The 11,979-nt window shown below is 64.4% G+C and carries 11 protein-coding genes; 9 read left to right on the top strand and 2 right to left on the bottom strand.

All coding sequences use genetic code 11. The annotated features are described in order from the left end of the window. Nucleotides 1–25: 25 nt before the first annotated feature. Nucleotides 26–535, bottom strand: a complete 510-nt coding sequence (locus tag AC0L3E_RS21380; protein WP_128306896.1) for a flavin reductase — start codon at nucleotides 533–535, stop codon at nucleotides 26–28. Between the two features lie 6 nt (nucleotides 536–541). Beyond that, nucleotides 542–2,086 (bottom strand): 4-hydroxyphenylacetate 3-hydroxylase N-terminal domain-containing protein, encoded by a 1,545-nt coding sequence (locus tag AC0L3E_RS21375; RefSeq protein ID WP_128306895.1) that lies wholly within the window; start codon nucleotides 2,084–2,086, stop codon nucleotides 542–544. 92 nt (nucleotides 2,087–2,178) lie between these two features. Between AC0L3E_RS21375 and AC0L3E_RS21370 the strand changes: the two genes are divergently transcribed. The 9 genes from AC0L3E_RS21370 (at nucleotide 2,179) to AC0L3E_RS21330 (ending at nucleotide 11,973) form a co-directional block, all read left to right on the top strand. After that, a complete protein-coding gene (locus tag AC0L3E_RS21370; protein WP_473605562.1) occupies nucleotides 2,179–3,048 on the top strand; it encodes a helix-turn-helix domain-containing protein in 870 nt (289 codons plus the stop codon). Nucleotides 3,049–3,254: 206 nt separating this feature from the next. Then, entirely contained in the window at nucleotides 3,255–3,698 is a 444-nt protein-coding gene (locus AC0L3E_RS21365; RefSeq protein WP_473605561.1) for a hypothetical protein, read from the top strand. Nucleotides 3,699–3,874: 176 nt separating this feature from the next. After that, nucleotides 3,875–4,969, top strand: a complete 1,095-nt coding sequence (locus AC0L3E_RS21360) for a transporter substrate-binding protein (RefSeq protein WP_128306893.1) — start codon at nucleotides 3,875–3,877, stop codon at nucleotides 4,967–4,969. After that, nucleotides 4,966–5,583 carry an ANTAR domain-containing response regulator gene (locus AC0L3E_RS21355; RefSeq protein WP_127268207.1) on the top strand — a complete coding sequence of 206 codons (618 nt, stop codon included), beginning with the start codon at nucleotides 4,966–4,968 and terminating at the stop codon, nucleotides 5,581–5,583. The genes AC0L3E_RS21360 and AC0L3E_RS21355 overlap by 4 nt, the downstream gene beginning before the upstream one ends. A 19-nt stretch (nucleotides 5,584–5,602) precedes the next feature. Then, entirely contained in the window at nucleotides 5,603–6,469 is an 867-nt protein-coding gene (locus tag AC0L3E_RS21350; RefSeq protein WP_206516809.1) for an ABC transporter permease, read from the top strand. Continuing rightward, nucleotides 6,466–7,386, top strand: a complete 921-nt coding sequence (locus AC0L3E_RS21345; RefSeq protein ID WP_128306892.1) for an ABC transporter permease — start codon at nucleotides 6,466–6,468, stop codon at nucleotides 7,384–7,386. The genes AC0L3E_RS21350 and AC0L3E_RS21345 overlap by 4 nt, the downstream gene beginning before the upstream one ends. A gap of 34 nt (nucleotides 7,387–7,420) precedes the next feature. Continuing rightward, nucleotides 7,421–9,064: an ABC transporter substrate-binding protein gene (locus AC0L3E_RS21340; RefSeq protein WP_128306891.1), complete on the top strand. Its 1,644-nt coding sequence runs from the start codon at nucleotides 7,421–7,423 to the stop codon at nucleotides 9,062–9,064. Continuing rightward, the gene (locus AC0L3E_RS21335; RefSeq protein ID WP_473605560.1) at nucleotides 9,054–9,998 is read left to right on the top strand and encodes an acetamidase/formamidase family protein; all 945 of its coding nucleotides are present in this window, start codon (nucleotides 9,054–9,056) and stop codon (nucleotides 9,996–9,998) included. The genes AC0L3E_RS21340 and AC0L3E_RS21335 overlap by 11 nt, the downstream gene beginning before the upstream one ends. Nucleotides 9,999–10,209: 211 nt before the next feature. After that, nucleotides 10,210–11,973 carry an ABC transporter ATP-binding protein gene (locus tag AC0L3E_RS21330; RefSeq protein ID WP_128306889.1) on the top strand — a complete coding sequence of 588 codons (1,764 nt, stop codon included), beginning with the start codon at nucleotides 10,210–10,212 and terminating at the stop codon, nucleotides 11,971–11,973. Nucleotides 11,974–11,979: the final 6 nt, after the last annotated feature.

The following is an 11,979-nucleotide window of genomic DNA, read 5'->3' as shown; positions in this document are numbered from 1 at the left end:
CCACCAAACCGTCTGACGCCCGGCTTCACCCGCCAAAGCTGCCCAGCCGGGTCGGCTGCGTATAGCTGCGGTCGACATAGAGCAGGGCCGAGCCGCCGCTGCCGTGCCGGACATCGATGACGCGGCCGATCATGACATTGTGCGTGCCGACGACATGAACAGTCTCGATCTCGCAATCGAAATTGACGATCGCATCCGACAGCGCCGGCGTACCGGAGGTCAGCGTCTGCCAGCGTGCGGCGGAGTAGCGCGCTTCCATGTCCCTGGTTGCGCCGGCAAATTTTCCCGCCAGGTGCATATGGTCATGCGTCAGCACGTTGACGCAGAAGCGCCGGTTGGACAGGAACATGGCGGCCTGCGTCGAGCGCCCGTTCATGCACACGAGCAGCGTCGGCGGCTCGTCGGAGACGCTGCACATGGCGGTGGCGGTGAAGCCCCCACGCCCGGCCGGCCCATCGGTGGTGACGATGTTGACCGGCGCGCAGACCCTCGCCATGGCGTCGCGGAAATCGGCTTTCGAAATCTGCGTGGCCATCTGGTTTCACTCGGCCGTTGAGACAAGCGGATTGAACCAGGTATCGCCCGTCCAGCCATTCTCGTCATAGTCGGCCATGCAGGTGTCGACGAGCTCTTCCATCGCCTTCAGCCGCCCGCCGCGTTCAGCGCCCTTCAGCACCTGCAGCCGCACCTCTTCCGGCGCGCCGGCATAGTTGAGCTCGTAGAGCGCGTGGCGGCCGCCGAACTCGGTGCCGGTCGCGTCCCACAAAAGCTTCATGATCTTGATGCGCTCGATGTGGCCCATGTCGTTGGAGCCACGCACATATTGCGCCAGATATCTGTCGATCTCGGGGTTGTTGAAGTCGCGCACCGACGACGGCAGGTAGATCAGCCCGGACGCGATCACCCGGCGCACGGTGTCGATGACACGCGGATAGGCTTCCGACATGAAGGTGCGGTAGGCGAGCGCGGCTTCCAGATTGGGCAGCACCGCGCCATTCGCCCACGGGATCGGGTTGTAGGCCATGGCGTTGGAAAAGCTCCAGAACATGTGCCTGAGCGCGATAACCTCGCCCAGTGCCGCCTGGTTGCCGCGGAAAGCATCGCCGCCCGTGGCGCGCAGCGCCTTGGCCAGCAGGCCGGCGAGGAAATCGAGCTTGACGGCGAAACGCGTGCAGCCCTGGAAGCAGTAGCCATGCATGAAGCCGGATGCCGGATGGAAGGACAGGATTTTCTGCGCATCGCGCAGCACCAGCACGTCCTCCCAGGGGATGAAGACATGGTCGAGCACCAGGATCGCATCGTTCTCGTCGAAGCGCGACGACAGCGGATAGTCGAAGGGCGCCGCCACCGTGTTGGCCGTCTGCTCGTAGGAGACGCGGCAGAACATCTTTATCCCCGGCGCATTCATAGGCACGATGAACATCACCGACAGCGACGGATCCTCAGTGATCGTCGCCGAGCCCTGCGCCAGGAAATTGTAGTGGGTCAGCGCCGAGGACGTCGCCACCACCTTTGCGCCGGAGACATAGATGCCGGCATCCGTCTCCTTGGTGATGTGGACGAAGACGTCCTTCACCTGTTCGGCCGGCTTGTGGCGGTCGATCGGCGGATTGACGATGGCATGGTTCATGAACAGTGCGGCTTCCTGCGCACGTTTGTGCCAAGACAGCGCATTGTCCTTGAACGGCCCGTACCAGTCGGCATTGGCGCCGAGCGTGTTCATCAGCGCCGCCTTGTAGTCGGGCGTGCGCCCCATCCAGCCATAGGACATGCGCGACCACTCGGCGATCGCCGTCTGCTGGGCGGCGAGTTCGCCAGAGGATTTGGCAACGCGGAAATATTTGTGGGTGTAGCCGCCCGAGCCGGTGTCGGTCGGCGAGGTCAGCGTGTCCCGTCGCAGGGGATCATGCAGCGCATCGTAGAGGCGCGCCAGCGACCGCGCCGAATTGCGCATCGACGGGTGCGTGGTGACATCGGCAATGCGTTCGCCATTGATATAGACCTCGCGGCCGTCGCGCAGGCTCTCCAGATACTCAGCCCCGGTGAACGGGCGTGCCTTATCAGTGCGGAAGTCTTCTGATCGCATGATGGTCCTCCTCTTGAGTCGCAACACTAGCGCCTTGGACAGGCATCGGTTATGGACGGAACGGCAAAACCGATTGGACTTTTTCAGGCGCCATGAGCCAGAATTCCATTCCCGACTTCTTCGTCTATGGCGAGCCGGTGAGGCCGCTCGATGTCGGTTTTCTGCATGTCGAGACGGTGCTTGCGCGCAGCAACATCCATCTTGGTCAGGTTGCGGCGCACAAGCATCCGCAGATGGGCCAGATCACCTACTGGACCAGCGGCTCCGGTACCTACCGTATCGAAGACCGATCCTGGGACTTTTCGGCGCCTGCCGTCAGCTTCGTGCCGAGCGCTGTCGTGCATGGCTTCTCGATCGGACCCGGCACCGACGCCATCGTCGTCTCGGTCGCCGACGGCGCGCTCGCGGCCATCGCCGCTCACAGCCTGCTGCCGCTGGACAGGCCGGTCTTTGCCGACGGTCTGCCACGACACGCAGCGTGGGCGAGACTGGCGGCGGTGCTGGAGATGATCGCCGCCGAATATGCCGAGGCGCAAGCCGGCAATGACAGGGTCCTGCCGGCGCTGATCGCCGTCGCACTCTCCCATATTGCGCGCCTCAGCCCCGGCGTGACCGCCTCCGCCGCCTCTTCCAATGCTTCGCTGGCGCGGGGCCTGCGTCGGCTCGCCGACGCGCATTTCCGCGACAACTGGCCGGTCGATCGCTACGTCGAGGCGCTGGCCACCACGCCGCATCTTCTCGACAAGGCTGCCCATGCGGTGCTGGGCGCCGGTGTCAAGCGGGTCGTCAGCGAAAGGCGGCTGCTGGAGGCCAAGCGTCTGCTGCTGTTTACCGTACGCACGGTGGAGGACATCGCCTACGAGATCGGCTTCGACGACCCGGCGTATTTTTCACGGTTCTTTCGCGCGCGGGTCGGCGAAGCGCCCGCCGCCTGGCGCCGGAAGCACTTGCAGGGCCATTGATCCTGCGTGAGATGCAGACCCGTGATGCGCAATCCTCGATGTTGCAGCCACAGCCACTTTTTCGTGAAGCTGAACGGGTTGATCCCTTCGCCTGTCTGCCTAGGTAGAAAGGAGCGGCGGGCGCCACGCAAATCTGACATCGGACCAATCTGACAGTCGGCATGATATTTTCCTGCATTCAAAAGCTTGCCCTCGCTGTTCTCTGTGTGGGGATCCAGTCTTCCTGCGTCGTTCCCGACGATACGTCGCGTATCGCCAAGATTGATCCGACGGCAGCGGCTGCCCGCAAGGAGATGGTCGGCCTCAGCGAAGCCGATGTTCGAATGTGCGCCGGGTTTCCGACCGCCACCGCCGACGCCGGCCGATCGGGCCAGATCTGGACCTACAAGCGCATCGTCCAGCGCGGCAATCTCAGCATTGTGGTTCCGACTTTGGCGGTCGGCGCGATCCCGGCGGTCGGCGGCTCCGTCAATGTCGCTCCCGGCGGCTATTGCGACACGCAAATCCGCATGGTCGACGGCCGCGTCGCCGAAGTTGCCTATGCCGGCGACAACAATCTGCCGAACAGGCGCGACGCGCTTTGTGTCAGCACGGTGGACGCCTGTGTGACCTATGCCCGTCAACAGGGTCAGAGGCCGGCGGCCAGATAGCCGGCGGCAGCGAAACGGCGATAACGGTCACGCAAATATCGTTGAGGGCTTGACTGACCCGCCGGACAGAATACGCTAGTGCAAAATACCGGCTCTGATCGCCGGGCGGCAAGAATGCCTCGTATGCCTCGCCCTTCCGGCGCTGGCTGCGAGGCATTGTCATTTTGGGGATCTGTTTGAAACGGCGTATCGAGATCGGCATCCTGTATTCCCGCTCGGGGAGCTATCAACTCGTCTCCGATGCGTGCCGCATCGGCGCCATGCGCGCCATCGCCGACATCAACGCCGATCGCAGCTCAGGCATCGAACTGGTGCCGGTCGAGCGCGATCCGCAAAGCAATGCGGACCGCTACGCGACGCTGTGCGAGGATATTTTCAGGACCAGCAGCGCGCGCCATGTCGTCGGCTGCGTCACCTCGTGGAGCCGCAAGGAAGCCATTCCGGTGCTCGAGAAGGCGGGCGGCATGCTCTGGTACGCCTGCCCCTATGAGGGCTTCGAGGCCAACGAGCACGTCGTCTACATGCACGCTTGCCCAAACCAGCATCTGGTGCCGCTGATGGCGCATGTCGTGCCGCGTTTCGGCGCCAATGGCTTCCTGCTCGGCTCGAACTACATCTGGGGCTGGGAGATGAACCGCGTCGCCCGCGACCTGATCGCCGATGCCGGCGGCAAGGTGCTGGGCGAACGCTATCTGCGCATCGGCGAGACCGACGTGTCGCGGCTGATCGCGGAGATCCGTGCCACACGGCCGAACTTCATCCTCAACAACCTGATCGGCACCTCTTCCTACGCCTTCCTGGCGGCCTATTGCGATCTCGGGAATGAGGATCCTGCCTTCCGCCCGGAAACCTGTCCCGTCATCTCCTGCAACCTCACCGAAGGAGAGTTGCCGGCGATCGGCGAATCCGGGAAAGGGCACCTGTCGGTCGGGCCGTACTTCGCGCCGCGGCCGGCCGCCTTCGCCTCGTCTTTCGAGGCCTCCGCCTATGCCTCCGTGCAGGTGATGGCCGACGTGCTCTCCAGCAATTCCGAAGCCGGTCCGGCGGAATTTTCCAGAGCCTTCGCAGAACGCCGCTTCTCCACCCGGCTCGGGCCGATAGCCATCGACGCCCATTCCCAGCACGCGACGCTGCCGGTGATCATCGGGCGCATCGCGGATGGCTTCTTCGAGGTCGTCAGCCGCGAGGACGAAGTCGCGCCAGACCCGTATCTGTCGCGCTACGACCCGGCAAAAACATTCGGCCGCCCGCGCCTGAGGGTGGTGTCGTGACGAGAACCCCACGCATCCCCAATCTCGGCGGCGCCAGGGCCTTCATCCTGCACCGTCCGCACCCGACGGTGCAGGCGATCACCAGGCAATTGTCGGCCATCGGCCTGATCACGCTGGACTGCTGGCCGGAACTGCCGCCCGAGGCGCTGGCGGCCGATTTCGTCTTCTTCGACGCCGATCTCGGCTTCGACGAGCAATTCCCGTGGAAGCCGGGCGAAGCGCCGATGCCGCTGGTGGCGCTGATCGGCTCCGAGGCGCCCGGCCGCATCGAATGGGCATTGTCGCACAAGGCCGACGCCCAACTCTTGAAGCCGGTCGGCAATGCCGGCGTCTACAGCGCACTGCTGATCGCAAGGCAAAGTTTCGAGGCGCGAAAACACCTGGCCAGCGAAATCGCCTCGCTTCGCCAGCGCGTCGCCGAGCGCCAGACCATCGTGCGCGCGGTGACGGCACTGGCGAAAGGCGCCGATGACGGCCGCGCCTATGCGCAGCTTCGCTCGCTGGCGATGAGCTGGCAGATCAGCGTCGAGGATGCCGCGCGGCGGATCGTGGCCATGACAAGTGAAGAGGCAACGGGGGAAGAAGGCGGCGATGACCAGTCCCATCGCGCCTGATCTCACCGCGCCAGGGCGCATGCCGGTCAAGCCGCGCGCCGGCGTCTGGCGCCGGCTGGTCAGGCGCCGTCTGGCACTGCTTGGGCTGGTGATCGTCGCCATTGTCGTTGCCGGCGCCGTGCTGGCGCCATGGCTGACAGGCTACGATCCCAACGAGCAGATGTTCGACGGCCTGACCATCGAGGGCTCGCCCTTGCCGCCGGATGCAAAATTCTGGCTGGGCACCGACCTGCTCGGCCGCGACCTGTTGACCCGCATCCTCTACGGAGCCCGCACCTCGCTGATCATCGGCATCGTCGCCAATGGCGTGGCGCTGTTCATCGGCACGCTGGTCGGTGTTACCGCGGGTTATTTCCGCGGCTGGATCGGCAGCGCGCTGATGCGTTTCACCGATTTGATGATGGCGTTTCCGGCACTGCTGCTCGCCATTTGCCTGGCTGCGGTGTTCGAGCCGAGCCTGTGGATCGTCGCTATGGTCATCGCCCTGGTCAACTGGGTGCAGACCGCCCGCGTTATCTACACCGAGACCTCTTCGCTCGCCGAACGCGAGTTCATCGACGCCGAGCGCACCATCGGGGCGAGCGCACCGCGCATCCTGTTTCGCCACATCCTGCCGCATCTCCTGCCGACCATCATCGTCTGGGGCACGCTCGGCATTTCGACCACGGTGCTGTTGGAGGCGACGCTCTCCTTCCTCGGCATCGGCGTGCAGCCGCCGACCGCGTCCTGGGGCAACATCATCTTCGAGAACCAGACCTACTTCCAGGCAGCACCCTGGCTGGTGTTCTTTCCCGGCGCGGCGATCCTGGCGCTGGCGCTGGCCTTCAACCTGATCGGCGACGCGCTGCGCGACATCCTCGATCCGACGCAAAGGGGCCGGGCATGATCGCCTATCTCGGCCGCCGCCTGATCCAGTCGCTGCTGATCCTGCTCGGCGTCTCGCTGATCACCTTCGCGCTGCTCTATCTCTTGCCGGCCGACCCGGTGCGCCAGATCGCCGGCCGCAGCGCCATGCCGCAGACGGTCGAGAACATCCGCCAGCAGCTCGGCCTCGACCAGCCCTTCATCGTCCAATACTGGCGCTATCTCACAAAGCTCATCAGCGGCGATCTCGGCCGCTCCTACATCCAGCGCTCCGAGGTCACCGAGCTGATCGTCTCGCGGCTGCCGGCCAGCCTGTTGCTGATGGTCGGCGCCATCCTGTGCGAGCTGCTGCTCGGCCTCAGCATGGGCCTGATCGCCGCCGTCAAGCGCGGCACCGCCACCGACCAGACGCTGATGGTCGCCTCCTTCGTCGGCGTCTCGGCGCCGCAATTCGTCGTCGGCCTGCTGCTGCTCTACGTCTTTGCCGTGCGGCTCAGCTGGTTCCCGATCGGCGGCTATGGCACCTGGCGTCATCTCGTGCTGCCGTCGCTGACCATGGGCATACTCGGCGCCGGCTGGTACGCCCGCATGATGCGCTCGTCGATGATCGATGTTCTGCGCCAGGATTATGTCCGCACCGCCCGCGCCAAGGGCCTGGCGCGGCGAGCCATCCTGTTCCGCCATGCGCTGCCCAACGCCATCCTGCCGGTCATCGCCATGATCGGCATCGACATCGGCATCTTCATGGGTGGCATTGTTGTCGTCGAAAGCGTGTTCGGCTGGCCTGGCATTGGCCAGCTGGCGTGGCAGGCCATCCAGCGCGTGGACATCCCGATCATCATGGGCGTCACCCTGGTCTCGGCCTTCGCCATCGTGCTCGGCAATCTGCTGGCCGACGTCATCGCGCCCTTCATCGACCCCCGCATCAAGCTCAGATGAAAATGAAAACCAGACAGAGAAAGGGAACATAAAAATGAAAAAGTTTCTCGCATCCACGGTAGCGGCATCGGCGCTGGCGCTGATGCTCGGCATGACAAGTGTTCGCGCCGAAGACGCGATCGATCCGAACGCCAAGCAGGGCGGCGCCATCACCATCACCTACAAGGACGATGTCGCCACGCTCGATCCGGCGATCGGCTATGACTGGCAGAACTGGTCGATGATCAAGAGCCTGTTCGACGGGCTGATGGATTACGAACCGGGCACCACCAATTTGAAGCCCGACCTTGCCGAAAGCTACGAGATCGCGCCCGACGGCAAGTCATTCACCTTCAAGCTGCGCCATGGCGTGAAATTTCACAATGGCCGCGAGATGACCGCCGACGACGTGAAATATTCGCTCGACCGCGTCACCAATCCCAAGACCCAGAGCCCCGGCGCTGGCTTCTTCGGCTCGATCAAGGGCTATGACGATGTCGCCGCAGGCAAGGCCGAGAGCCTCTCGGGCGTCACCGTCGTCGATCCCTATACGGTCAAGCTCGAGCTGACCCGGCCCGACGCCACCTTCCTGCATGTCATGGCCATCAACTTCTCGCATATCGTGCCGAAGGAAGAGGTCGAGAAATACGGCGCCGATTTCGGCAAGCATCCGGTCGGCACCGGCGCTTTCAAGCTCGCCGAATGGACACTCGGCCAGCGCATCGTCTTCGAGCGCAATGCGGACTATTGGCACAAGGGCCTGCCGCATCTGGACAAGATCACCTTCGAGATCGGCCAGGAGCCGATCGTTGCGCTGCTGCGCCTGCAGAAGGGCGAGATCGACGTGCCCGGCGACGGCATTCCGCCGGCAAAATTCCAGGAGGTGATGGCCGATCCGGAGCAGAAGGCACGCGTCGTCGAAGGCGGCCAGCTGCACACCGGCTATGTCACCATGAACACCACCATGGCCCCGTTCGACAATGTGAAGGTGCGCCAGGCGGTCAACATGGCGATCAACAAGGCGCGCATCATCCAGATCATCAACGGCCGCGCTGTGCCGGCCAACCAGCCGCTGCCGCCGTCGATGCCGGGCTACGACAAGGAGTACAAGGGCTATCCCTATGACGTCGCCAAGGCCAAGGCGCTGCTTGCCGAGGCCGGTCATCCCGATGGTTTCGACACGCAATTGTTCGCCATGAACACCGATCCCAACCCGCGCATCGCTCAGGCGATCCAGCAGGATCTGGCGGCGATCGGCATCAAGGCCAGCATCCAGTCGCTGGCTCAGGCAAACGTCATTGCCGCCGGCGGCGACAAGGCCGGCGCACCGATGATCTGGTCCGGCGGCATGGCCTGGATCGCCGACTTCCCGGATCCGTCGAACTTCTACGGCCCGATCCTCGGCTGCGCCGGCGCGGTGCCGGGCGGCTGGAACTGGTCGTGGTATTGCAACAAGGATCTCGATGCCAAGGCGGCCGAGGCCGACTCGGTGGTCGACCCGGCCAAGGCCGGCGAGCGCGACAAGATGTGGAGCGCCATCTACGACAAGGTGATGGAAGACGCGCCCTGGGCGCCGGTCTTCAACGAGCAGCGCTTCACCATGAAGTCGGCGCGCATGGGCGGCGCCGACAACCTCTATGTCGACCCGGTCCATATCCCGATCAACTACGACAATGTGTACGTAAAAGATGTGCAATAACTGCGACTACACCATCCACGGGCGCCAACATCATTTCGGCTGGGACAATTCGTTTGTTCCGGCCGAGCGGGTGGCGCCCGGCTCGACCATCGAGTTCCAGTGCCTCGATTCCTCCGGCGGCCAGTTGCAGGCCGACAGCACGGTCGCCGACGTCGCCAGGCTCGACTTCGCCACCGTCAATCCGGTGACTGGGCCGATCTTCGTCGAGGGCGCCGAGCCGGGCGATGCACTGAAGGTGACGATCGAGATGTTCAAACCATCCGGCTTCGGCTGGACGGCCAACATTCCCGGTTTCGGGCTGCTCGCCGACGACTTCAAGGAGCCGGCGCTGAACATCTGGAAATACGACGCCGTCTCGCTCGAGCCGGCGCTGTTCGGCAAAAATGCGCGTGTGCCGTTGAAACCCTTCGCCGGCACCATCGGCAACGCGCTGGCGGAAAAGGGCCACCATTCGGTGGTGCCGCCAAGGCGCGTCGGCGGCAATCTCGACATCCGCGATCTCGCCTCCGGCACCACGCTGTACCTGCCGGTGGAAGTGGCGGGCGCGCTGTTTTCGGTCGGCGATACCCATGCCGCGCAAGGCGACGGCGAGGTCTGCGGCACGGCGATCGAAAGCCCGATGGACGTCGTGCTCAAGCTCGATCTGGTCAAGGACGCCAGGCTGAAGACGCCGCGCTTCACCACGCCAGGCCCGGTGACGCGCCATCTCGACGCCAAGGGCTATGAGGTGACGACCGGCATCGGCCCGGACCTGATGGCCGGCGCCAGGGAGGCGGTTGCCCAGATGGTCGACCTGCTCGCCGGGAGGTACAAAATCGACCCGGTCGAAGCCTATATGCTGGCCTCTGTGTGCGGCGATCTCAGGATCAGCGAGATCGTCGACATGCCGAACTGGGTGGTGTCGTTCTACTTCCCGCGCTGCGTGTTTGAATGATGTCAAGTCGGCGCTGCACCCCCCTCTGTCCTGCCGGACATCTCCCCCTCAAGGGGGGAGATCAGATGTCACTTCGGCTTTCGCCAATCTCTAATGTTGCAAGGGGGAGCGCCGGCCCACGTGACGGCCAATCTCCCCCCTTGAGGGGGAGATGTCCGGCAGGACAGAGGGGGGCGTGCCGGAATAAACCTCTCAGAACTTTGCCTTTGCAATGACCTCAACCCCCGAACCCATCCTCGACATCGCCAACCTCTGCGTCAGCGTGCGCGGCGAGGATGGCGAGCGCGAGGTCGTCTCCGACCTATCGCTCACGCTGAGCCGCGGCGAGACGCTCTGCATTGCCGGTGAATCCGGCTCCGGCAAATCGATGACCGCACTGGCCATCATGCAATTGCTGCCGCAGCCCGCAGCCCGCATATCGTCTGGGAAAATCCATTTGGGCGATACAGATCTGACGACTCTCGACGAGCGCCGGATGCGGCGCATTCGCGGCGACCGCATCGCCATGATCTTCCAGGAGCCGATGACCTCGCTCAACCCGGTGCTGTCGATCGGCCGGCAGCTCACCGAATCCATCGAGGCACACACCAGCCTGTCGCAGGGCGAAGCTCGTCAGCGCGCCATCGAGGCGTTGAAGGCGGTGCGCATTCCGGAAGCCGAAAGCCGGCTAAAGCAGTTTCCGCACGAACTGTCCGGCGGCATGCGCCAGAGGGTGATGATCGCCATGGCGCTGGCGCTCGAGCCGGACGTGCTGATCGCCGACGAGCCGACGACCGCACTTGACGTCACCGTGCAAGGCGAGGTGCTGGAGCTGCTGCGCGACCTGCAGCGCCAGCACGGCACCAGCGTCATCCTGATCACCCACGATATGGGCGTCGTCGCCGAAATGGCCGACCGCGTCATCATCATGCGGCATGGCCGCATGGTCGAAGAGGGAAAAACCGCTGACATTTTTGCCAGGCCGCAAGCCGACTACACGCGCGAGCTGCTGGCCGCCGTGCCGCGCATTGGCAGCGGTATCGGCCGCCAGAAATCCAGGGATGCCGAGACGGCGATGCCGGCCAATGTCGCAGAAGTCAACGACCTGCATGTCCGCTTCGACCTGCATGGCGGCTTCTTCGGCCGGGTCACCCGCCGCGTCCACGCGGTGGAAGGCGTGACCTTCTCGATCGCGCCCAACGAGACGCTGGCGCTGGTCGGCGAATCCGGCTGTGGCAAGTCGACCACCGCCAAGGCGCTGGCCGGACTGGTGCCCTACAGCGGCGATATCGCGGTTGGCGGGCGCAATCTGTCCGGCCTTGGTCGCGACGAGCGTAAGGCGGTGCGCCGCGACGTGCAGATGATTTTTCAGGATCCCTACGCCTCGCTCGACCCGCGCATGCGCGTCGGCGAACTCGTCGCCGAGCCGCTGCTGATCCATGGCATCGCCTCGAAGCAAGAGCGCAGTGACCGTGTCGCGGCGCTGTTCGAGCGCGTCGGCCTGTCGGCCGATCAGATGGAGCTCTATCCGCATGAATTCTCCGGCGGCCAGCGCCAGCGCGTCTGTATTGCACGCGCTCTTGCGCTGCGGCCGAAGCTGATCATCGCCGACGAAAGCGTCTCGGCGCTCGACGTTTCGGTGCAGGCGCGCGTGCTCGATCTGTTGAAGGAATTACAGCGCGAATTCGGCGTCGCCTATCTCTTCATCTCGCACGACATGGCTGTGGTCGAGAACATCTCCGACCGCGTCGCCGTCATGTATCTCGGCCAGATCGTCGAGATGGGCACGCGCGACCAGGTCTTTTCCAACCCGCGCCACCCCTACACCAGACGCCTCATCGAAGCCGTGCCGGTGCCCGATCCAGCCAAGCGAAGAAGCCGCTTCGCCCGCCTCGACCAGGAGATCCCGAGCGCCACCCGCAGGATCGGCGAGGCGCCGTTGAAACTGGCGCTGAGGGATGTCGGCAACGGCCACCTCGTCGCCGCCGAGGGCTGAGCCGGC

This window comes from Mesorhizobium sp. WSM4822, assembly GCF_055811155.1.
This window is presented reverse-complemented; position numbering and strand designations above follow the sequence as displayed.